Annotated in this window: 22 protein-coding genes and 1 tRNA gene; 11 read left to right on the forward strand and 12 right to left on the reverse strand. The window is 63.0% G+C overall.

Translation table 11 applies throughout. The annotated features are described in order from the left end of the window. Window positions 1–323: 323 nt before the first annotated feature. Window positions 324–1,100, reverse strand: a complete 777-nt coding sequence (locus tag AC1RBA_RS11015; RefSeq protein ID WP_492418164.1) for an enoyl-CoA hydratase — start codon at window positions 1,098–1,100, stop codon at window positions 324–326. Window positions 1,101–1,176: 76 nt separating this feature from the next. On the opposite strand from AC1RBA_RS11015, the gene AC1RBA_RS11020 reads away from it, so the two are divergent. Both AC1RBA_RS11020 and AC1RBA_RS11025 read left to right on the forward strand, forming a co-directional pair. Next, on the forward strand, window positions 1,177–2,478 hold the full coding sequence (locus tag AC1RBA_RS11020) for an MFS transporter (RefSeq protein WP_492418165.1): 1,302 nt from the start codon (window positions 1,177–1,179) through the stop codon (window positions 2,476–2,478). Between the two features lie 137 nt (window positions 2,479–2,615). Beyond that, window positions 2,616–3,053: a universal stress protein gene (locus tag AC1RBA_RS11025; protein ID WP_070312619.1), complete on the forward strand. Its 438-nt coding sequence runs from the start codon at window positions 2,616–2,618 to the stop codon at window positions 3,051–3,053. 37 nt (window positions 3,054–3,090) lie between these two features. On the opposite strand, the gene mltA is transcribed toward AC1RBA_RS11025, so the two are convergent. Then, on the reverse strand, window positions 3,091–4,320 hold the full coding sequence (gene mltA / locus AC1RBA_RS11030) for a murein transglycosylase A (protein WP_268994221.1): 1,230 nt from the start codon (window positions 4,318–4,320) through the stop codon (window positions 3,091–3,093). 49 nt (window positions 4,321–4,369) lie between these two features. Here mltA and AC1RBA_RS11035 point away from each other — a divergent pair, with 49 nt between their 5' ends. Beyond that, the gene (locus AC1RBA_RS11035) at window positions 4,370–4,516 is read left to right on the forward strand and encodes a hypothetical protein (RefSeq protein WP_162995539.1); all 147 of its coding nucleotides are present in this window, start codon (window positions 4,370–4,372) and stop codon (window positions 4,514–4,516) included. Window positions 4,517–4,540: 24 nt separating this feature from the next. Here AC1RBA_RS11035 and apaG read toward each other — a convergent pair whose 3' ends face one another. Continuing rightward, entirely contained in the window at window positions 4,541–4,915 is a 375-nt protein-coding gene (gene apaG, locus AC1RBA_RS11040) for a Co2+/Mg2+ efflux protein ApaG (protein ID WP_035828598.1), read from the reverse strand. A gap of 167 nt (window positions 4,916–5,082) precedes the next feature. Here apaG and rpe point away from each other — a divergent pair, with 167 nt between their 5' ends. The 7 genes from rpe to AC1RBA_RS11075 all read left to right on the forward strand — a co-directional run bounded on the left by rpe (window position 5,083) and on the right by AC1RBA_RS11075 (window position 11,206). Beyond that, window positions 5,083–5,757 (forward strand): ribulose-phosphate 3-epimerase, encoded by a 675-nt coding sequence (gene rpe, locus AC1RBA_RS11045; protein WP_086145604.1) that lies wholly within the window; start codon window positions 5,083–5,085, stop codon window positions 5,755–5,757. Beyond that, on the forward strand, window positions 5,757–6,461 hold the full coding sequence (locus AC1RBA_RS11050) for a phosphoglycolate phosphatase (protein WP_492418167.1): 705 nt from the start codon (window positions 5,757–5,759) through the stop codon (window positions 6,459–6,461). The genes rpe and AC1RBA_RS11050 overlap by 1 nt, the downstream gene beginning before the upstream one ends. A gap of 269 nt (window positions 6,462–6,730) precedes the next feature. Then, complete coding sequence (trpE, locus tag AC1RBA_RS11055; protein WP_077399327.1) at window positions 6,731–8,227, forward strand: anthranilate synthase component I; 1,497 nt, start codon at window positions 6,731–6,733, stop codon at window positions 8,225–8,227. 1 nt (window position 8,228) lies between these two features. Beyond that, a complete protein-coding gene (locus tag AC1RBA_RS11060; protein ID WP_070223786.1) occupies window positions 8,229–8,792 on the forward strand; it encodes an aminodeoxychorismate/anthranilate synthase component II in 564 nt (187 codons plus the stop codon). 65 nt (window positions 8,793–8,857) lie between these two features. After that, the gene (gene trpD / locus AC1RBA_RS11065) at window positions 8,858–9,901 is read left to right on the forward strand and encodes an anthranilate phosphoribosyltransferase (protein ID WP_070223787.1); all 1,044 of its coding nucleotides are present in this window, start codon (window positions 8,858–8,860) and stop codon (window positions 9,899–9,901) included. A gap of 34 nt (window positions 9,902–9,935) precedes the next feature. Continuing rightward, on the forward strand, window positions 9,936–10,736 hold the full coding sequence (gene trpC, locus AC1RBA_RS11070; protein ID WP_492404045.1) for an indole-3-glycerol phosphate synthase TrpC: 801 nt from the start codon (window positions 9,936–9,938) through the stop codon (window positions 10,734–10,736). Window positions 10,737–10,756: 20 nt separating this feature from the next. After that, window positions 10,757–11,206, forward strand: coding sequence for a hypothetical protein (locus tag AC1RBA_RS11075; RefSeq protein WP_230506771.1), 450 nt, complete (start codon window positions 10,757–10,759; stop codon window positions 11,204–11,206). On the opposite strand, the gene AC1RBA_RS11080 is transcribed toward AC1RBA_RS11075, so the two are convergent. The 9 genes from AC1RBA_RS11080 to dkgB all read right to left on the reverse strand — a co-directional run bounded on the left by AC1RBA_RS11080 (window position 11,157) and on the right by dkgB (window position 21,896). Continuing rightward, a complete protein-coding gene (locus AC1RBA_RS11080; protein WP_492418170.1) occupies window positions 11,157–12,326 on the reverse strand; it encodes a GGDEF domain-containing protein in 1,170 nt (389 codons plus the stop codon). The genes AC1RBA_RS11075 and AC1RBA_RS11080 overlap by 50 nt on opposite strands. Before the next feature lie 219 nt (window positions 12,327–12,545). Continuing rightward, on the reverse strand, window positions 12,546–14,456 hold the full coding sequence (locus tag AC1RBA_RS11085) for a M61 family metallopeptidase (RefSeq protein WP_492418172.1): 1,911 nt from the start codon (window positions 14,454–14,456) through the stop codon (window positions 12,546–12,548). A 27-nt stretch (window positions 14,457–14,483) separates the two neighbouring features. Continuing rightward, on the reverse strand, window positions 14,484–15,092 hold the full coding sequence (locus tag AC1RBA_RS11090) for a nucleotidyltransferase family protein (protein WP_492418174.1): 609 nt from the start codon (window positions 15,090–15,092) through the stop codon (window positions 14,484–14,486). Between the two features lie 13 nt (window positions 15,093–15,105). Then, the gene (locus AC1RBA_RS11095; RefSeq protein ID WP_230506774.1) at window positions 15,106–17,364 is read right to left on the reverse strand and encodes a xanthine dehydrogenase family protein molybdopterin-binding subunit; all 2,259 of its coding nucleotides are present in this window, start codon (window positions 17,362–17,364) and stop codon (window positions 15,106–15,108) included. 10 nt (window positions 17,365–17,374) lie between these two features. Continuing rightward, on the reverse strand, window positions 17,375–17,833 hold the full coding sequence (locus AC1RBA_RS11100; protein ID WP_034753534.1) for a (2Fe-2S)-binding protein: 459 nt from the start codon (window positions 17,831–17,833) through the stop codon (window positions 17,375–17,377). Window positions 17,834–17,965: 132 nt separating this feature from the next. Continuing rightward, window positions 17,966–18,682 (reverse strand): DsbC family protein, encoded by a 717-nt coding sequence (locus tag AC1RBA_RS11105; protein WP_070223812.1) that lies wholly within the window; start codon window positions 18,680–18,682, stop codon window positions 17,966–17,968. A 159-nt stretch (window positions 18,683–18,841) separates the two neighbouring features. Next, complete coding sequence (locus tag AC1RBA_RS11110) at window positions 18,842–20,074, reverse strand: FAD-dependent monooxygenase (protein WP_492418176.1); 1,233 nt, start codon at window positions 20,072–20,074, stop codon at window positions 18,842–18,844. A 66-nt stretch (window positions 20,075–20,140) separates the two neighbouring features. Further along, window positions 20,141–21,070, reverse strand: a complete 930-nt coding sequence (locus AC1RBA_RS11115; RefSeq protein WP_492418178.1) for an LLM class oxidoreductase — start codon at window positions 21,068–21,070, stop codon at window positions 20,141–20,143. Window position 21,071: 1 nt separating this feature from the next. Further along, window positions 21,072–21,896: a 2,5-didehydrogluconate reductase DkgB gene (dkgB, locus tag AC1RBA_RS11120; protein WP_492418180.1), complete on the reverse strand. Its 825-nt coding sequence runs from the start codon at window positions 21,894–21,896 to the stop codon at window positions 21,072–21,074. Window positions 21,897–22,082: 186 nt separating this feature from the next. On the opposite strand from dkgB, the gene AC1RBA_RS11125 reads away from it, so the two are divergent. Next, a tRNA-Phe gene (locus AC1RBA_RS11125) sits at window positions 22,083–22,158 on the forward strand. The last annotated feature ends 31 nt before the right edge of the window (window positions 22,159–22,189 follow it).

Genomic DNA, 22,189 nt, shown 5'->3' on the forward strand with positions numbered 1-22,189 from the left:
CACTCAAAAAACTGACAGGCCACTACTTGCGTAGCGCCTATTTCATTATTTCTTGTGAACATTTGATATTTTAAGTTTTACGCTGCTTGCGCAGCGCTGCACTTACATCAAATGCCCACACTTATCGACTGTTAATTGTTAAAGAACTGTATTCGGCTACTGCTTTCGCGCTATCGACAAAGCGTTGTGTTTGTCAGCTGCGAAGAAGGAAGAGTATGAAGCGTTTCGGCTAATTCGTCAACTTTCTTTTTTACTACCCAGCCCCGGAAGGCCGCCCCTTTTGTGCCGCAAACTAGTGCGTCTCATCGGGGAGGCGAATCATATCAAAGACCGTCGAAGTTTGGCAAGCGCTTTTCCAGGAAAGCGTGCATGCCTTCTTTTTGTGCAGGCGTGCCGAAGGCAGCCTGGAACAAGCGGCGCTCATAGGCGACGCCATCGGTCAAGGTCGTTTCAAAGGCGCGGTTGACGCAATCCTTGATCATCATTGCAACCGAGGTCGGCATGGCGGCGATGGTCTTGGCGGCGGCCAGGGTTTCTTCCAGCAATTTATCGGCCGGCACCACGCGCGACACGAGGCCGATGCGTTCCGCCTCGGCGGCATCGATGGTGCGTGCCGTCAGCAGCAGATCCATGGCCTTGGCCTTGCCGATGGCGCGCGGCAAGCGCTGCGTACCGCCCGCGCCCGGCGTGACGCCAACCTTGATTTCGGGCTGGCCGAATTTGGCGCTGTCGGCGGCGATCAGGAAATCGCACATCATGGCCAGTTCGCAGCCTCCACCGAGCGCATAGCCGGCCACCGCACCCACCACCGGTTTGCGCACGCGCAAGATATGCTCCCAGTTGCGGCTGATGTAGCCCTGGGTATAGGTATCCGGGTAGGTGTAATCGGCCATGGCGGCGATATCGGCACCGGCGGCAAAGGCTTTTTCGCTGCCCGTGAGCACGATGCAGCCGATATTCTCGTCCGCGTCGAATTTCAGCAAGGCGTGGCCCAGTTCATTCATCATGTTGTCGTTCAAGGCATTCAAGGCCTTGGGACGGTTCAGGCGGATGACCGCCACTTTGTCCTGGATGTCGATGATCAGGTCTTCGTATTGCATAGTGTCTCCTCTCGATGAACGGTGCAACGATTGTAGCGGCTAACGGCAGCGGCGCGGCAGGTGCGCTGCTATTATTGTGAGTCCGATCACCTTTATCGAGCAGCGTATTTTCTCCTCCTTCTTCCAGTACTGCACCCGCTATCTGCGCGGCGACGGCAGCGCCGCCAGCGTCAATTTCCGCCGCCTGTGGTTCAGCAACGGCCTCAATTGCTTCGGCGCCCAGATCACCTCGCTGGCCCTGCCCCTTTGCGCGGTACTGCTGCTGCATGCGACGCCGGAACAGATGGGCGTACTGGTCGCGCTACAGGCGCTGCCGTTCGCCCTGTTCGGTTTGCCTGTCGGCGTGCTGCTGGACCGGCGCAGCAAGCACCCGATCATGCTGTTCAGCGAAAGCATGTCCGGCCTGGCCCTGGCCAGCGTGGCCGTGGCCTACTGGTGCGGCGTGCTGTCGATGCCATGGTTATATATAGTGGGATTCATCATCGGCACGGGCTTCGTCGTCGGCGGCGGCGCCGAACAGGTGTTTCTGACTTTCCTCGTGGGCCGCGATGGCTTGATCGATGCGCAATCGAAATTTGCCGCCACGGAATCGGCTTCGCGCCTGATCGGCCCCGGCCTGGCCGGCGTGCTGGTGCAAATGCTGTCGGCGCCCGTCGCCATCCTGTGCACGGCCTGCGGATACTTGATTTCCGTTTTCAATCTGCGCGCCATGAGCGTGCGCGACCCACGGCCGGCCCCCTCCGACAAGCACGCCCTGCGCGACATCGCCGACGGCTTGCTGTTCGTCTGGCACGAACCGCTGCTGCGCGCGCTGGCCTGGGGCGCCGGCATCTGGCACTTCCTGTTTTATGCCAGCATGGCCTTGACGGTGCTGTTCGCCACACGCGACCTGGGCATGAGCCCTGGCGTGCTGGGCATGACGCAGATGCTGGGCGGCGCCGGCGTCTTGCTCAGCGCCTTCATCGTCAAGCCGCTGACGAAGCGCTACGGCGCTGGCCGCACCATCCTGATCGGCCTGGCTTCGACCTCGCTCTGCTTTGCCCTGACGCCAACGATTCCCGCCGCGCTGTTCGGCAGTGCGGCGGCCAGCGCCGTGGCCTATGCCATATTGATGTTCTTTTTCGATTGCGGCGTGATGCTGTTCTTTATTCCCTACCTGGGCTTGCGCCAGAAAGTCACGCCCGATCCCATGCTGGGCCGCATGACATCGACCATGCGCTTCCTGACGGTGGCGACGGCGCCGCTGGGCGCGCTGGCCGCCGGCTGGGTAGCGGAACACTTTGGCGTGCGCAATGGCCTGGCCTGCATCGCGGCAGGCAGCATTGCGTTGACGGTCGCCATGGTGTGGGGCACACCGCTGCGTGGCGTGCGCACCTGAAGCGAGGAACGGGCATACACTGATGAAAGATTGCCTTGGCGACACTATTCATGCCAAAGCCTGTGAGGTTTGATTTACATCAAGGTTTTAATTGATGTAAATCCATAAGCTGTCTTACATCACTTGAGGAGCACGCCATGTTTAACACCATCTTATTTCCCACCGACGGCTCGCCGTTGTCCGACAAAGCCGCCGAGACCGCCCTCGCCTTCGCCCAATTGAACAAGGCCAAGCTGGTCGCCATCAGCGTGGTGCAGCCTTTCCCGTTCTCGCCGATGGCCGACGGCGGCATCGTGCTCGATGCCAGCCTGTATGAACAGCAGATGCAGGAAGCTTCGCAACGCGCCATCGACAAGATCGGCGCAGCGGCGCGCGCCGCCGGCGTGCCCTTCGAAGGCGTGGTAGCCGTGTCACCGAGTCCGCACGACGAAATCGTCAATGCGGCGCAAACCTACCATTGCGACATCATCCTGATGGCCTCGCATGGCCGCAAGGGCTTGAACAAGCTGTTCGTGGGCAGCGAAACGCAAAAGGTGCTCGCGCATACGCATTTGCCGGTCATGGTTCTGCGTTAAGCCAGGCCATCGCTACCCCGGCGTCGCGCGCAGCAACTCAGCGCGCCGGCGCCTGCTTCGGCAACAACACCCACACGGCGCCGCTCTGCTTCATGCGGCCCGCATTCTCGGCCGCTTCCGCGCCAAAGCCAAAGAAATAATCGACACGGATCGGCCCGCGAATGGCGCCGCCCGTATCCTGCGCCATCACCAGGCGCTGCATGGGAATCTCGCTATTGGCTTGCGTGGTGGACAAAAACACGGGCGCGCCCAGCGGCAGGAAGCGCGAATCGACGGCCACCGAGCGCTGCGGCGTCAACGGCACGCCCAGCGCACCCTTCGGCCCCACTTTCGGATCGGGCAAACGCTCTTCCTTGAAGAAGACATAGCTGGGGTTAGCGTTGAACAATTCATCCTTGCGCGTCGGGTGGCCGGCGATCCACGCCTTGATGCCTTGCGCGGACGCCTGGCTCAGGGTCAGCTCGCCCTTGTCGACCAGGTAGCGGCCAATCGACTTGTAGGGGTGGCCGTTTTGATCCGCATATGCCACGCGCACGGTTTCCTGCGTATCGGTCAGCTGCACGCGCCCGGAACCCTGCACTTGCAGGAAGAACGCCTCGACTTCGTCATCCACCCACAGCAATTCCTTGCCCGTGACGGACGTGGCGCGCTCGATGTCGGCACGGGTCGCGTACGGGATCACCTTCTTGCCGACCAGCTTGCCCCGCAGGCGCATGTTCTTCAGTTCCGGATACACGCCAGCCAAGTCCACCGAGACCAGGTCGTCAGGCACCTTGTACAGTGGCGTCTGGTATGGACCGCCGCGCTTGCGCGCGCCGTGCAGCAGCGGCTCGTAGTAGCCGGTGACGAGGCCCGTGCTGGCACCATCGGCCGTAATGACTTGATTGGGCACAAAGAAGGTCTCGAAGAACAGACGGATGGCCTTGTCGCTGTCGGCATTCACCTGGCGCGCGATCGTGCACGATTCCTTCCAGTCCGGACGCTTCACCAGCACGCCGCACGAAGCCATGAAGGCTGGCCAGGCGGCGCGCATGTCGTCGCGGGCCCAGCCAGGCAAGGCGGCGAACTTGGCGGGCACAAAGGTGGGCGCTGCCACATCCGCGGCATCCTTGGCGTCGGCCGGCTTGGCGGGCACGGGCCTGACGACGGTCGGCGCGATGGGCGGCGCCTTGCCGCCGGCGGCGGCCGGTGGCGCCGATGGCGTGGTACAGGCGGAAAGCGCAAGCGCGACGGCGCCGATGGAAACGGGTAGACTACCGCGTGTCAACAGACGGCGGGTAAATACTAAGCTGCGGGTAAATAACATAGGGGTGCGTATGTGGATCTTGATGATAGAGGCGCTGGTGGCGTTCTTCTTGCTGGCATTTATAGTCTGGTGGACCATGTATTCGGGTAAAAAACCCGCGCCACCGGCACGCAAACAGCTCGGCGAAGAACAGGACGGCACCGAGAAACTGAAATAAGGGGCCAAGCCCCCCGGCGTTGCGTCAATGCAGGGTGCGCGGCACCGACAGCACGAACTCGGGAATCAAAGCTTCGAACTGATGGCCGTCTTCGGCCACGCAGAAGTATTCGCCATGCATCGAGCCTTGCGGCGTGCCCAGCATGGTGCCGCTCGTGTACTCGAACTGCTCGCCCGGCTGCAGCAGCGGCTGGTGGCCGACGGCGCCCAGGCCCCGTACCTCTTCCACCTTGTTGTTCGCATCCGTGATGACCCAGTGGCGCGAAATCAGTTGCGCGCCGGCCGTGCCCGTGTTGACGACGCGGATCGTGTAGCTGAACACGTGCCGCCCCTGGTCCGGTGCCGATTGCTCGGGCAGGTATTGCGTCTTGACCGTTACCGTAAATTCATAAGTCGCCATCGTCATTCCTATTCAGACATTGCCAGTCGTATTGTGTGTCGCGCGCGACGCATTGACCATCGCGCGATGCGTATTCTGTGTTTCACGGTCCTTCAATGAAGCATGGTACCGGCGTCAAGCGTAAAATAGCGCATCTTCGCATTTTCTACTCTCAGCCTTTAGCCACCATGACAACATTCCGTATCGCTCCCAGCATCCTGTCCGCCGACTTTGCCCGCCTCGGCGAGGAAGTGCGCAACGTCGTTACCGCCGGCGCCGACATCATCCACTTCGACGTGATGGATAACCATTATGTGCCGAACCTGACCATCGGCCCGCTGGTGTGCGAAGCGATCCGCCCGCACGTGCAAGTGCCCATCGACGTCCACCTGATGGTCAAGCCTGTCGATCGCATTATCCCGGATTTCGCCAAGGCTGGCGCGAACATCATCACCTTTCACCCGGAAGCGTCGGATCACGTCGACCGTTCCTTGCAGCTGATCCGCGACAATGGCTGCAAATCGGGCCTGGTCTTCAACCCGGGCACGCCGCTGCACTACCTGGAACACGTGATGGACAAGATCGACATCATCCTGATCATGTCGGTCAACCCGGGCTTCGGCGGCCAGTCCTTCATCCCGCAGGCGCTGAAGAAGATCGCCGAAGCGCGCCGCATGATCGACGAATCGGGCCGTGACATCATGCTGGAAGTCGATGGCGGCATCAAGATCGACAACATCGCCGCCGCCGCCGCGGCCGGCGCCGACACCTTCGTCGCCGGCTCGGCCATCTTCGGCAAGCCCGACTACAAGGCCGTCATCGACGCCATGCGCGCAGAATTGGCCAAAGTGGCGGGCGCCTGATGCAAGCGGGCACGGTGAAAGACCACGTACTGGCCGGCGTGCGCGCCGCCATCATCGACCTCGATGGCACGATGCTAGACACCGTGCCCGATTTTCATGTCGCCATCAATGGCATGCGCGCTGAACTGGACCTGGCACCCATCAGCGCCGAGGCCATCAAGCGGATGGTCGGCAAGGGCTCGGAAAACCTGATCCGCACCGTGCTGGCGCTCGACTTCGACGCGGCCGGCGTGGAACAGCATTTCGAGCAGGCGATGGACGGTTACCAGCGCCACTACCTGGCCATCAACGGCCAGTTCAGCACCCTGTATCCGGACGTGGAAGCGGGGCTGGCGGCGATGAAGGCGGCGGGCCTGCGCCTGGCCTGCGTCACCAACAAGCCGATCGCCTTTGCCCTGCCCCTGCTGAAACTGAAAAACCTCGACCAGTATTTCGAGATCGTCTACGGCGGCGATTCGCTGCCGAAGAAAAAACCGGATCCGCTGCCGCTGCTGCAAGTGTGCGCGGACTTCGACCTGGCGCCCGCCAAAGTGGTGGCCATCGGCGACTCCTCGAATGACGCGCAAGCGGCCAGGGCTGCGGCTTGCCCCGTATTGACGGTACCGTATGGCTACAATCACGGACACTCTATACACGATACCGATTCCGATGGTATAGTAAAGACACTGCTCGAAGCAGCACGTTTTATTAGCATGCAAAACTAAGCGGCATACTGACCAAACCCAACACCATATCGTGAACACGTTTCTCATCAAAAAACACAATGTCACCCAAACCGGCTCGATTGAGGCCTGGCTTTGGCGACGCTGGCAATCTTGGCAGGCTTAAGGGCCGAGCCGTTACGATTGCTGCCGGCTGCACACGCGTCCTTTGCGCCTCTTGCGCAAGTTCCATGTACCGGCAAGTTTTTTGATAACCCACCGCAGGGTTTGTGCACTATGCACACTCATACCCTGACGGCATGGAGAGAAACATGACCGAACTCGAATTCAAATCGCTGGGCCAGCAAGGCTACAACCGCATCCCCCTGATCGCGGAAGCGTTCGCCGACCTGGAAACTCCGCTCACCCTGTACCTGAAACTGGCACAGGCCCAACAAGGTGGCAAGAACACCTTCCTGCTCGAATCCGTCGTCGGCGGCGAACGCTTCGGCCGCTACTCCTTCATCGGCTTGCCCGCCACGACCGTGTTGCGCAGCTACGGCAAACGCACCGAAATCGTCAAGAACGGCAGCGTGATCGAAGAACACGAAGGCAATCCGCTCGACTTCATCGAACAATTCCAGTCGCGCTTCAAGGTCGCCCTGCGCCCCGGCATGCCGCGCTTCTGCGGCGGCCTGGCCGGCTACTTCGGCTACGACACCGTGCGCCACATCGAGAAAAAGCTGGCCGGCGGCGCGCCGAAAGATGACTTGAAGCTGCCCGACATCCAGCTGATGGTGACGGAAGAACTGGCCGTCATCGACAATCTGTCCGGTAAACTCTACCTGATCGTCTACGCCGACACGACGCAGCCCGAATCGTTTTCGAAAGCACAGCAGCGCCTGAAGGACTTGCGCATGATGCTGCGCCGCGGTGTCGATGCGCCCGTCACCAGCGCTTCCGTGCGCACGGAAACCATCCGCGATTTTTCCAAGGAAGACTACCTGAAGGCGGTCGCCAAGGCGCACGAATACGTGATGGCGGGCGACCTGATGCAGGTGCAGATCGGCCAGCGCATCCGCAAGCCGTATGTCGATTCGCCGCTGACCCTGTACCGCGCCTTGCGTTCGCTCAATCCATCGCCGTATATGTACTTCTATAATTTCGGCGACATGCAGATCATCGGCGCCTCGCCGGAAATCCTGGTGCGCAACGAGAAGACGGCGGACGGCGGCAAGAAAGTCACCTTGCGTCCGATTGCCGGCACGCGTCCGCGCGGCGCCACGCCCGAGCGCGACGCCGAGCTGTCGGCCGAGCTGCTGGCCGATCCGAAAGAGATCGCCGAGCACGTGATGCTGATCGACCTGGCGCGCAACGACATCGGCCGCATCGCCGAAACGGGCAGCGTGCAAGTCACCGACCGCATGGTCATCGAAAAATACTCGCATGTGCAGCACATCGTCTCGAACGTGGAAGGCACCCTCAAGGAGGGCTTGTCGAACCTGGACGTGCTGCGCGCGACCTTCCCCGCCGGCACCCTGACGGGCGCGCCGAAAGTGCGCGCCATGGAAGTGATCGACGAACTGGAAATCACCAAGCGCGGCATCTACGGCGGCGCCTGCGGCTACCTGTCGTTTGGCGGCGAAATGGACGTGGCGATCGCCATCCGCACGGGCGTGGTCAAGGACGGCATGCTGTATGTGCAGGCCGCGGCCGGCATCGTGGCCGACTCCATCCCCGAAATGGAATGGCAGGAAACTGAAAACAAGGCGCGCGCCGTACTGCGTGCCGCCGAACAAGTGCAAGATGGCCTGGATGGAGGGTTTTAAGATGCTGCTGATGATCGACAACTACGACTCCTTCACCTACAACATCGTGCAGTATTTCGGCGAGCTGGGTGAAGACGTGCGGGTCTACCGCAACGATGAAATCACGATCGCACAGATCGAGGCGCTGAACCCGGACCGCATCTGCATCTCGCCCGGCCCGAAAGCGCCGGCACAGGCGGGCATTTCGGTGGAAGTACTGAAACACTTCGCCGGCAAGAAGCCGATACTGGGCGTATGCCTGGGCCACCAGGCCATCGGCGATGCGTTTGGCGGCAAGGTCATCCGCGCCAAGCAAGTCATGCATGGCAAAACTTCCCTCATCGCGCATACGGGCGTGGGCGTCTTCAAGGACATTCCCAGCCCCTTCACAGTGATCCGCTACCACTCTTTGGCGATCGAACGCGCCTCGCTGCCTTCCTGCCTGGAAGTGACGGCGTGGACGGACGACGGCGAAATCATGGGCGTGCGCCACCGGGAATACGATATCGAGGGCGTGCAATTCCACCCTGAATCGATCCTCTCGGAGCACGGCCACGCCCTGCTGAAGAATTTCCTCGAGCGCTGATCCCATGCGCACGCCCCGGCGTGCCATCAGTGTCCTCCTGCGCCATCATTGAAGAAGGAAGCATCATGCCGATCACCCCACAAGAAGCCCTGCTGCGCTGCATCGAACACCGCGAAATCTTTCACGACGAAATGCTGTACCTGTTCCGCCAGATCATGTCCGGCGAAATGTCGCCCACCATGATCGCGGCCCTCACCATGGGCTTGCGCGTGAAAAAGGAAACCATCGGCGAAATCGCCGCCGCCGCGCAAGTGATGCGCGAGTTTTCCACCAAGGTGCCCATGGCCGACACCACCAACCTGCTCGACATCGTCGGCACGGGCGGCGACGGCGCGCACACGTTCAATATTTCCACCGCCTCGATGTTCGTGGCGGCGGCGGCGGGCGCCCGCGTGGCCAAGCATGGCGGGCGCAGCGTGTCGTCCTCGTCCGGCAGCGCCGACGTACTCGATTCCTTGGGCGTCAACATCAACCTGCAGCCCGAGCAGATCGCCCAGTCGATCGCGCAAACGGGCATCGGCTTCATGTACGCGCCGAACCACCACGCGGCCATGAAGCATGCGGCGCCCGTGCGCAAGGAGCTGGGCGTGCGCACGATCTTCAATATCCTCGGTCCCCTGACCAATCCCGCCGGCGCGCCGAACATCCTGATGGGCGTGTTCCACGCCGACCTGGTCGGCATCCAGGTGCGTGTGCTGCAGCGCCTGGGCGCACAGCATGCGATCGTCGTGTATGGCCGCGACAATATGGATGAAGTGTCGCTGGGCGCGGCCACCATGGTGGGCGAATTGATCAACGGCGAGATCCGCGAATATGAAATCCATCCCGAAGACTTCGGCATGTCGATGATCGCCAGCCGCAATCTGAAGGTGGCCGATTCCATCGAATCGAAAGCGAAGATGATGGAAGCGCTGCGCGGCGAGCCTGGTGCCGCCGCCGACATCGTGGCCCTGAATGCGGGCACGGCGTTGTACGCGGCCGGCGTGGCCAGCTCGATCGAAGACGGCCTGGCGCGTGCGCGCACCGCCGTCAGTTCGGGCGCCGCGCTGGCGAAACTCGACCAGTTCGTGCGCGTGACGCAGCAGCTGGGTACCCCGCCGCAAGCGTAAGCTCTCCGCCCTCCTTGATAGAATAGCGACCATCATGTCCGACATACTCGATAAAATCCTGGCCGTAAAAGCCGATGAAGTGGCCAAGGCCAAAGCCCGCCGCAGCCTGGCCAGCCTGCGCGGCGACGTGGAAAGCGACAGCGCCCTGCGTGCAGGCCTGCGCGGCTTTGAAGCGAGCCTGCGCCAGCACATCGCCGCCGGCAAGCCCGGCATCATCGCCGAAGTCAAAAAGGCGTCACCGTCGAAAGGCGTGATCCGCGCCGACTTCCGTCCGGCAGACATCGCCGTCAGCTATGCGGCGCATGGCGCGGCCTGCCTGTCCGTGCTGACGGACGAACAGTTCTTCCAGGGATCCGTGGATTATCTGCAGCAGGCGCGCGCCGCCTGCGCCATTCCCGTGCTGCGCAAGGATTTCATGGTCGACATGTACCAGATCTATGAAGCGCGCGCCATGGGCGCCGACTGCATCCTCCTGATCGTCGCGGCACTCGACCATGGCCTGATGGCCGAGATGGAAGCGTGCGCCCACGAACTGGGCATGGGCGTGCTGATCGAAAGCCACGACGGCGAAGAACTGACGGCGGCATTGAAACTCAAGAGTGCGCTGATCGGCATCAACAACCGCAACCTGCGCACGTTCGAGACGTCGCTCGACACGACCATCAATCTCTTGCCGCGCATCCCGCAGGACAAATTGATCATCACGGAATCGGGCATCCACAGCACGGCCGACGTGCAACGCATGCGCGATGCGCACATCCACAGCTTCCTCGTGGGCGAAGCGTTCATGCGCGCACCCGACCCCGGCGTGGAGCTGGAACGCCTGTTCAGTTAAACCATGGTAGTCTGGCAGACATGAGACACGCGATCACCGTCCTTGCCACTGCTGCCCTGCTGTCGGCTTGCCAGACTGCGCCCCCGCCAGCGGAGCGCATGCCCCGCACGCCGGCCGCGATACAGCTTGCCGCCAGCATCGACGTCTACAAGTCGCTGGTGGCGCAGCAGATCATGGCGGCCAACGCAGAATACACGTTCAGCGGGCGCCTGCCGCCCATGCTGCCGGCCATCGTCGTGCTCGACCTGAGCGTGGGTCCCGATGGCGAACTGAAAAGCGTGCACGTGCACCGTTCGCGCGACAGCGAAGCATCGGCCGCCGCGCTGGCCGCCGTGCGGCGCGTGCAGGTCCTCTTTCCGCCGGCCGCACACCTGATGCGCCGCCACGCCCGCACCTTCGATTTTTCCGAAACTTTCCTCTTCAACGACCAGTACCGCTTCCAGCTGCGGACATTGTCCGGTCCTCAGTAAACGCACAAGCATCGAGTTCGATGCGGTCGCGTCCCCGCTCCTTGGCCAGGTACAGGGCCGCATCGGCGCGCGACAGCAACTGTTCCAGCCCTTCCACCACCGATGCCTGGCAAGCGACGCCGATGCTGACCGTACACGGTGGCAGCCCCGCATGACTGGGCTCGCGCAGCAAGGCGCGGATGCGTTCGGCCACGCCCAGCGCGTTATGCACCGGCATATCCGGCATCAGCACGACGAACTCCTCGCCGCCGAAACGCGCCACGCAATCCGATTCGCGCAGGGCGCCTTTGATAACGGCGGCCACATGCGCCAGCACCTGGTCGCCCACCGCGTGACCGTGGCGGTCATTGATCAATTTGAAGTAATCGAGGTCGATGCTGAGCAGTGTCAGCGGCAAACGGCGGCGGCGCAGATTGCCGATTTCGCGCGCATAGGCGTCGCCAAAGCCGCGCCGGTTCAGCACCTGCGTGAGCGGATCGTGGGTCGAGCGGCGCTCCAGTATCTGCTGCAGGCGCCGGGTCGCCACCGTCATGAAGCCTACCGTCAGCAGCAGCGCCATGAAATTGGCAACCGCCAGATAGATGCCGGCCGGCGTGCCTGCCACCGTCAGCTTCACGCTGGCGCCGCCATGCAGCAAGGCCGACACGCCGCGCACCAGCACCACGACGGCTTGCAGCAGCATCAGCGCGCCAAAGAACAAACTCGAGAAATGGCGCTCGCCATGGCGCCATACCAGTTGCACCTGGCGCGCATAAAACAGGAAGACCAGCAGGGAGAAGAGCGCCACGCGCGCCGAGAAGTCGGGGTACGCCAGCAGCCACCAGCAATTGCCGGCGATGGCCAGGACAAGTATCAGCAGATAGGCACGGCGGCTGGGCGCCAGGCCAAAGAATTTCTCCGTGCCCAGCATCGACAGGCCGATGCCGGCCACCAGCGCCGCATTGGCCGCGATTATGGACAATGCCGGCGGCAGCACTTCGCGGGTGCCGAACAGCAAGGATGCGCACACCAGCAGCAGCAAACCGGCCGCCCAATGTCCGAGGCCATGCACCTCGCGCCGGAAACTGCGGTACACCGAGAACATGACGACGCTCATCGCCCCGCACATCAGGGTCGTCATCAGCATAATCGTTCGAGGATCGAGGGTTTGCACGTTGGGCGCGGTCGAAAAGAATCAGTTCGGCAATTTTAGTTTAGTTAAAGAAAAATTAGTTCATTTGCAGTAAATATGATGGCAATACGCCAATTTCAGGGGAGGCGTTACATTGAGACATTGCTGCCTGAAATAGAAAACCGGCCAGTGAGGCCGGTTTTCTGTCTTACTGCATGACAAACAGCATCATGCCGCGCTAGGACGCTTCGGCCCCGTGACCTTCTTGGGCGCCGGCAGCAGGGCCAAGCTGACACCGGGCACGCGGTCGCCCTGCAGAACGGCGGCAAACGTCATCAGCTCGTCGCGGCGGAAGGCGTGCACCGTCACTTTGGCACCGACGGCATAGCGGCCCAGCAAGGTGTCGAGGTTCGCCGGGTTGCCCGTTACGCGCAAGCCATCAACGGCCGCCAGCACGTCGCCCGCCGACAGGCCCGCCACGTGGGCGGCGCCGCCCTGGTGCACCTGCGCCAGTCTGGCGTCGTTGCCGTCGCGGCCCAGGTTGACGTCCAGGCTGGCTTTTTCCGCCTTGCGCGCGTCGCTGTATTTCACGCCGAACGGCGCCAGCAGGCGCGCCAGCGGCACGTCGTCCGTGCCGCGGATGTAGCGCTCGAAGAACGGTTTCATGCGCGTGCCGGAGACCTCGTCGAACAGGGCTTCGACTTCGGCCGGCGTCACGCCGCGCGCTTTACCCTTGTAGAAATCGCGGCCGTAGCGCTGCCACAGCGCCTGCATCACATCGTCCAGCGATTTTGCGCCATTCGTCTTGCTGCGCAAAGTCAAATCGAAAGCCAGCGCGATCAGCGAACCCTTGGTGTAGTAGCTGACGATGGCGTTCGGCGCGTTTTCATCCTGGCGATAGTACTTGCCCCAGGCGTCGAAGCTCGAATCGGCCACGCTTTGCTTGGTGCGTCCGCTGCCGCGCAGCACGCTGTTGACGGTCTTGCCCAGCAATTTGAAATAGGCCGCCTCGTCGATCAGGCCAGCGCGCACCAGCATCAGGTCGTCGTAATAGCTGGTGAAGCCTTCGAACAGCCACAGCAGCGGCGAATAGCTTTCCGCCTGCAGGTTGTACGGCGCAAAGGCGGCCGGCTTGATGCGCTTGACGTTCCAGGTGTGGAAGTACTCGTGGCTGCACAGGCCGAGGAATTTCAGGTAGCCGTCGCCGATCTCCGTGCCGTTTGACGCCGTCGTCGGCAGGTCGGCGCGCGCGCAGATCAGCGCCGTCGAGGCGCGGTGTTCGAGGCCGCCGTAACCGTCGCCGACGGCCATGGTCATGAACACATAGCGGTCCATCGGCGCTTTCTTCGTCTTCGGCTCGAAGAAGGCGATCTGCGTTTCGCAGATGGCTTTCAGGTCGCGGCACAAACGCGGCAAGTCCAGGTTCGGCACCTTGCCCGTGACGACGATATCGTGCGGCACGCCATATGCGGTGAAGGTGGCCAGCGCGAAGTCGCCCATTTCCACCGGGTGGTCGATCAGCTCATCGTAGTTGGCGGCCTGGTAGCTGCCGAAGCCGTAGCGCTTGGCCTTCAGTTCCGGCAGGGTGGTGGCGACTCGCCAGGTCTTGCAGGCCGCATCCTTGGGCTGCACGATATGCACTTCATGGGCGTCGGATTCCTGGCCCAGCACGCGCAAAAACACGCTGGTGCCGTTGAAGAAGCCGTGATTCTGGTCCAGGTGGGCGGCGCGCACGGACAGGTCCCAGGCGTAGACGTCGTATTCGACCGTCAATGGGCCCTTGCACGGGGCGGCTTGCCACGAATGCTTGTCCAGTTTGGTCAGCGCCACGGCCTTGCCCTCGGACTCGGCGCGGATGCTGACGATGTTGCGCGAAAATTCGCGGATCATGTAGCTGCCCGGGATCCAGGCCGGCAAGGCAAATACCTGGCCGATGGCGGCTGGCGACTTGACGGTCAACGTCACCTTGAACATGTGGCCAGCCAGATCAGCGGCGGCGATGCTGTAGATAATGCCGGCGGCCGGCGTGGTTTTCACTGCGATTTTCACTGCGGTTTTCGCCGCGGCTTTGCTTGTGGCTTTGCCGCTTGCCTTGGCTCCCGCCTTGGCGGTGATTTTTTGAATCGGTGCTTTCTTCATGTTTTCCTCGTGTCTGGCATGGATGTTCTACAATCGCCCGGGCGCGCCAGGCACCGGCGACAAATCGTCAGGGGTATCAATATCGCGCAAGATGCCGACGTCGTCCACTGTCACTTCGCATACGGCATGGCTGTTGACGATGCTGCGCGCGCCCTGGTCGCCATCGAGCGCCAGCAGCAGCGGCAAGTGAAAGGCGCCGAATGCGACAGGATTGCCGCGCCGTCCCTGGAACACGGGCACGGCGATGTGCGCACCATCGCCGACGGCTTGCGACAAGGCGGCGATTGTAGCCGCTTCCACGAAAGGCATGTCGCCCAGGGCGATCAACCAGCCCGGCGCGCCGCGCACGTAATCGATGGCGCAGGTGAGCGACGCGGCCATGCCCGTGTCGGCGTCATGGCAGACGCGTACCTCGCAGCCGAGCGCGCCGAGCACGCGCGCCACCTGCGTATCGTCGGCGCGCACCACGGCCAGCACGCGCGGCAGGGCCGCCAGCATGTTCTTGGCCGCTGCCACTACCACGGGCAAGCCCGCATGCGGGCCTTCGGCCAGCGGCTGCAATAATTTGTTCTGTACGCCGGAAGGGTCGAACCTGCGTCCCCTTCCGGCTGCCAGCAAGATGCCGACCGTACTCAAAAAACCGCTGCCGTCATGCGGCCGCCAGGTCGAACGGCAGCTTGCGCAGGCGCTTGCCCGTCAGGGCGAACAGCGCGTTGGCAAACGCGGGCGCCAGTGGTGGCACGCCCGGTTCGCCCATGCCCGTCGGCGCATCGCCCGACGGCACCAGGTGCACCTCGATCACAGGCATGTCGGGCATGCGCGGCACGGGGTAGTCGCCGAAGTTCTGCTGCTCCACCACGCCATCCTTGAGCGTGATGGCCGCGCCGGGAATGGTCATGCCCAGCGCCATCAGCGCGGCGCCCTGCACTTGCGCCTCGATCGTCAAGGGGTTGACGGCCAGGTTGCAATGCACGCCCGCCCATACCTGGTGCAGCTTGGGCGCCCCCTCCACCACGGACGCCGTCACCACGTAGGCGACGACGGAATTGAACGACTCGTGCATGGCCACGCCCCAGGCCTGCCCTTTCGGCAGCTTCTTCTTGCCATAACCGGACTTGGCCACGGCCAGGTCCAGCGCGGCGATGTGGCGCGTGTGCTTGGCGTCGATCAGCTGCTTGCGGTAGGCGACGGGATCCATCTTCGCCACGTGCGCCGCTTCGTCGATCAGTGTCTCCATGACGAAGGCCGTATGCGTCGAGCCGACGGAGCGCCACCACAGCACGGGCACGTTTGCCTTGGCCGTATGCACGGACAGCTTCATCGGCAAGGTGTACGGCTCGCCCATGCCTTCGACCATGGTGCCGTCGACGCCATTTTTCACCATGAACGCTTCGAACGGCGTGCCGGCCATGATGGACTGGCCCACGATGGTGTGGTCCCAGGCGAGTATCTTGCCCTTGGCGTCGAGGCCGATCTGCGCGCGGTGCACATGCGACGGCCGGTAGTAGCCGCCCTTGATGTCATCCTCGCGGCTCCACATCAGCTTTAATGGACCGCTCTTGCCCGCAGCCCGGTACGCCTTGGCGACGTTGACGGCTTCGACCACGTAGTCGGACGAGGGCACGGCGCGCCGGCCGAAGCCGCCGCCCGCCATCATCGTGTGCAGGGTCACCTGCTCCGGTTTCAGGCCGGAAGTAGCGGCAATCGCCGCCTGGTCGCCCGTCTGGAATTGCGAACCGACCCACATCGTGCATTTGTCGGCCTGCAGGTCGACCACGCAATTGAGCGGCTCCATCGGCGCGTGCGCCAGATAGGGGAATTCGTAGACGGCTTCGATCTTCTTCGGCGCCTTGGCCAGTGCGGCGACATCGAATGCGCGCGCCACCGTGCCCGGCGTCCTGGCCAGCGCCTTGAAAGCGGCCAGCTGCTTGTCGCTGCTGACCTTTTCCACGGCGCTCGTATCCCACTCGATCACCAGCGCATCGCGTCCCTGCTTGGCGGGCCAGTAGCCGTCGGCGATGACGGCCACGCCGCTGCCGCCACGGTCGGTTTTCACTTCCAGCACCTCCAGCACGCCCTTGATGGCTTTCGCCTTGCTGGCGTCGAATTTCGCCACCTTCGCGCCAAACACGGGCGGGCGCGCCACCATGGCCACTTTCGCGCCGGGCGGCTTGAAGTCGATGCCGAACTGCTGTTTTCCCGTGGACTTGGCGGCCGCGTCCAGGCGTTTCACGGGTTTGCCGATGATGGAAAATTCGCGCGGGTCCTTCAGCTTGACGGTGGCGGGCAAGGGCTGGCGCATGGCCGCGTCGGCAAACTCGCCATACGTCGCCTTTTGTCCGCCGGGGCCATACAGCACGCCCTTGGCGGCCCGTACCTGGTCGGGATTGACTTTCCACTGCGCGGCGGCGGCGCCCACCAGCATGGCGCGCGCCTTGGCGCCGATTTCGCGGTACTGCGTAAACGAATGGGCGATGCTGCCCGAGCCGCCCGTCATCTGCATGCCATAGGCGGCATCCTTGTACTGCTCGCCGGCCGGCGCCAGTGCGCCATGCACCAGGCTCCAGTCGGCGTCGAGTTCCTCGGCGATCAGCATGGGCAAGCTCGTTTGCACGCCCTGGCCGAATTCGAGCCGGTTCACCTGCACCGTCACCGTGTTATCGGGGGCGATGTGCAAAAAGGCGTTCGGCGCATACACGGGCTTGGCGGGAGCGGCATCGGCCGCCTGCGCCAGCTTGCCTGCGCCGGGCAGGAAAAATCCCAGCATCAAGCCGCCGCCCGCCGCCGCGCCGGCCTTCATGAATCCACGCCGCGAGACGCCATCGGCCACCGGCGCCGATGCCAGCGCCGTGCCCAAGGTCACTGCGCCATGCTGCAATGCTTCCTGATTCAACCATTCGATACGCATGTCGCTCTCCTCAGGCCAGGGTCTTGGCCGCGTCCTTGATGGCTGCGCGGATCCGTTGATAGGTGCCGCAGCGGCAGATATTGCCGCTCATGGCGCCGTCGATGTCGGCATCGCTGGGCGCCTTGTTCGTGCGCAGCAGCGCCGTCGCGCTCATCACCTGGCCGCTTTGACAGTAGCCGCATTGCGGCACGTCGTGGCGCACCCATGCCGCCTGCACGGCCTTGCCCACCTGGTCGTTTTCCATCGCTTCGATGGTGGTGATCTTTTGCGCGCCCACAGATGAAATGGGCGTGATGCACGAGCGGATCGGCTGGCCGTCGAGGTGCACCGTGCAGGCGCCGCACAGGGCCGCGCCGCAACCGAACTTGGTGCCCGTCATGTTCAGGTTATCGCGCAGCGCCCACAAGATGGGCGTGGAAGGATCGGCGTCGACTTGCGTGTCGCGTCCGTTGATATTCAAGGTAATCATCTGCTGCTTCCCCTTTTTTGGATTGTTATGGCGTCTACGAACTACACTTGATGATACGACAGCGGAAAAAAACGCAAAAAAAAGCGCGCCTTGCGAGGGCGCGCCGTCCAGCCTTCCTGGCGACAGCCCGGATTACTTAATGGTCGAGAATTTCTGTTCCAGCGTCTTCGCATCGACCGCGCCCGGAATGCGGCTGCCGTCGGCAAAGAAGATGGCTGGCGTGCCCGAGACGCGCAATTGCTGGCCCAGGGCGAGGATTTTTTCGTGCGGGTTGGCGCAAGTGGCGGCGACCGTGGCTGGCGCCTTGCCGTTCAACATCCAGTCATCCCAGGCCTTGTTGCGGTCCGGCGCGCACCAGACATTGCGCGACTTGACGATGGAGTCCGGCGACAGGATGTTGTACATGAAAGTGTAGACGGTGACGTTGTCGATTTCCTTCAGTGCGTTCTGGCGGAAACGCTTGCAGTAGCCGCAGTTCGGATCTTCGAACACGGCGATCACGCGCTTGCCGTTGCCCTTGACGGTTTTCATGGCCGAATCGAGCGGCAGGTCCGAGAACTTGATGCGGTTGACTTCGTCCAGGCGCACCTTGGTCAGGTCCTGCGACGTCTTGGCGTCGAAGACGTGGCCGACGAACAGGTATTGCGCGGATTTGTCCGTGTACAGGATGTCGCCGCCCGTGCGCACTTCGTACAGGCCGCCGTACGGGGTTTCCTTGACCGAGTCCACCTTGGCGCCTTCGCCCAGGCGCGGTTCGATCAGCTTTTTGATGCTCGCTTCCGTCGGCGTTTCCGCGCCGGCGCACGACATCATCAGGCCCGAGGCCAGTACCAATGCGATTCTGCTCATTTTGATCACTATCACTTCTCCACTTGAAACGCCCGGCGGGACTGGCCTCTGGACCGGCGTCGTTATCTCTTCGACAAAACGATCGCCGCAGACCAGCTGCGGCGACCTTGAATTTTCACTGCTGCCATTATCCGGCGATATCTTAAGATACGCTGATATTTACGGATGTCCCAATGCGTGCGAGATCATTTTTCGCTTCAGCGCAGGTAATTTATCCAGCAAGTTTAATCCCAAATTGCGAACCACGCGCAACGGCTCCAGATCGGCGCCGAATAACCGCGCCAGGCCGTCGGTCGCCAGCTGCATCAACAGCACGTCTTCCTTGCGCGCGCGCGCATAGCGCGCCAGCACGCGCTCGTCGCCGATGCCGCGGTGCGCTTCGCGTTCGCCGATCGTCTTGACCAGCTGCGCCACGTCGGCAAAACCCAGATTCATGCCGTGGCCGGCCATCGGGTGCACCACGTGGGCGGCGTCGCCCACCAGGGCCACGCGCGGCGCCACCATGGCGTGCGGGCGCATCAGGGTCAGAGGAAACGCGCGCACCAGCTCCGGCTGCAAAGGCGTCAGTTTGCCCAGCTTGTCGTGGCAATACGCGGCCAGGCGCGCAGCCAGGGCGTCGGCCGATTCGGCCATCAAGGTATCGGCCAGCGCATCGGGCGCCGACCAGACGAGAGAGACGCGCTCGCCCGGCAGCGGCAGCAGCGCGACGATGCCTTCGCTGCCCGTAAACCACTGGTGGGCCGCGCCATGGTGCGGCTTTTCGCAGGCGAAGTTGCTGACCACGCCGCGCTGCCCGTAGGAGCGGTAATCGAGACCGATGTCGCACTGGCCCCGCACCCACGACTGGGCGCCGTCGGCGCCCACGACCAGCGCGCAAGTGATGGTGTCGCCGCCGTCGAGGTGCACGATGGCCGAGTCGTTCGTCCATTCCAGGCGGCTGGCGCGGCCCTGCAGCACGCTGACGTTCGGCGCGAATTTCAGGGCGGCGTCCAGCGCCTGGCCCAGGTTGCGGTCTTCGACGATCCACGCCAGTGCGCCCACATGGGCGCCGTAGGCGTCGAAACCGAGTCCGCCCGCCTGCGCGCCGTCGCCGTTGACCAGCATGGCATCGACGGGCGCCACCCTGTCGGCCTCTAAAGCGCCCCATACCTTCAGCGACGACAGCAAGTCGTGCGCCGTGTGGTTGAGCGCATACACGCGCACATCCCAGCTGGCTTCGACCGGCCTGGCGGTGGGTGCCGGAGGGTTCGCCGGGGATAACAGCGTGACGCTTTGTCCTGCCTGGGCAAATGCCAGCGCCGTGGTTTTCGCGATGGCGCCATTGCCGACGATGCAAACGTCGCTGTGGCTGTGCATGAAGCGCCGCATGGTGGGGGGAGTGGGACTGTTCATGCGGCCATTATAGCGTTTGCCCCACCCTTTTCAGCTAGTCCGGAAGTACAGAACGCATGCCCCAGGTCAAGCGGCGCCATGAAACACCGGCAGCACGTATTCGCCGATCTCCTGCATCGTCTCGGCCAGCGGGCGGCGGTTCTGCCGCAGCTGCAGGCCAATATGCCGCACGCCGGCCGCGCGCATGGCGTGCAGCTCGGCGATCAGTCCATCGCGCCCCGTGCGACCGCCGAAGTGGAAACGCTGCAGCGGCAAGGTCGGATCGTCGTCCAGGTCCAGGTGGATGAAGCTGACATACGGCTTGTCGTCCCCGGCCACGGCCCGCCATTGGGCGGAACGCCGGGCATGGTCTTCCGGCGTGCCCGGATAGGCGAGCCAGCCATCCATCTGCGCGCCTATCCAGGCCGGCGTTTGCTGCGCCAGCCCGGCCACCAGCAGCGGCAACGGTGCGGCCGGCTTGGGCAGCAGGCGAATGCCGGGCGGCAGGCGTATATCTCCCCAGTCGCGCAGCATGGCCACCTGCTCGCGAAAAGCCTCACCGCGCTGCGCGAAATCGCGGCCGAAGACGGGATACTCGACGGGCCGGTCGCCGCTGGCCACGCCCAGCAGCAAACGCCCGCCGCTCAACTGGTCGACGCTGGCCGCCGCTTTTAAAGTCAGCACCGGTTCGCGCAGGGGCAGCACCACGGCGGCCGTGCCCAGCAAGATGTTCTCGGTGATGCCGGCCAAATAGCCCAGATAGGTAAATACCTCGAAGACCTGGGCCGCGTCGCCGAACGACGGATCGTACAGGGGCACGTCGCGCAGCCACAGGGCCCGGAAACCCAGGCGGTCGGCCAGCTTTGCCAGCGCCGCATGCTGTTGCATGTCCGGCTCGCCCGGCACGCGGCCGCAGGCCGCATGCGCCTGGCGTCCCGTGGACGACCAGTCATTATCGAGCGGCAGTTCCAGGCCGATACTGAAACCGCCCTGCCCCAGCTTCGTCATGGCGCCCATCTCAATCCCACTGCGGCGCCAGGCCGTCCGGGTTGGCCAGGCGCTCGCCCCGTTCCAGAGTCGCCATCTGCGCCATCTCGTCCGGCGACAGGGTGATGCGCTGGAAATGCAGGTTCGCTTCCAGGTTGGCGCGCTTCGTCGACGACGGAATCACGGCAAAGCCCTGCTGCAGCGACCAGCTCAGAGCCACCTGCGCCGACGTCACGCCGTGTCTGGCCGCAATCGCCATGATGACCGGATCGACGACCACCTTACCGTACGCGAGCGGCATGTAGGCCGTGATGTGGATGCCCTGGCTGCGCGCGAACTCGATGACCTTGCGGTTTTGCAGGAAGGGGTGGATCTCGACCTGCTGCGTGGCGATTTCCGCCGCGCCCACCGTATCGATGGCTTGCCGCAGCTGCGCATTCGTGAAATTCGATACGCCGATGGCCTTGGTCAGCCCTTGCGCCTTGGCCTGCGCCAGCGCCGCCATGTACTCGGCCACGGGAATCGCGTCCTGCGGCGACGGCCAGTGGATCAGCGTCAAATCCAGCTGCTCCAGCCGCAGCTTGTGCAGGCTGTCTTTTAAACTGGGAATCAGCTTGTCGCGCTGCAGATTGTCGATCCATATCTTGGTGGTGACGAACAACTCGTCGCGCGCAACGGCGCTGGCCGCGATCGCCTGACCCACGTCGCCTTCATTGCCGTAGATTTGCGCCGTGTCGATATGGCGGTAGCCGACGTCGAGGCCCGTCGTGACGGAATCGATGACGACCTGGCCCTGCAGGCGGAAGGTGCCCAGACCGATTTCAGGGATGGCGGTGTGTTGGGTAATGGCGTGCATGCGGTAATCCTCTCAAGTCAGTAACGATGGCCACACTATGCGCCCATCCTTTGTTGAGAAAAATACCGTTTATATCAAATCATATTTGACCCGGGCGCAAGTAATGGAGGGTGAATCCTGGAAATGCAGGAAAAGTCGCAGCCGGCTCTTGCATTCCCGTTTTGGTCTGCTATAATTCGCCACCTTGGCCTGGTAGCTCAGTCGGTAGAGCAGAGGATTGAAAATCCTTGTGTCGGTGGTTCGATTCCGCCCCGGGCCACCAAGAATTCGTTTCACGTTCAAAAACGCCACCT

The organism is Janthinobacterium sp. GW823-FHT03B06 (genome assembly GCF_058796955.1).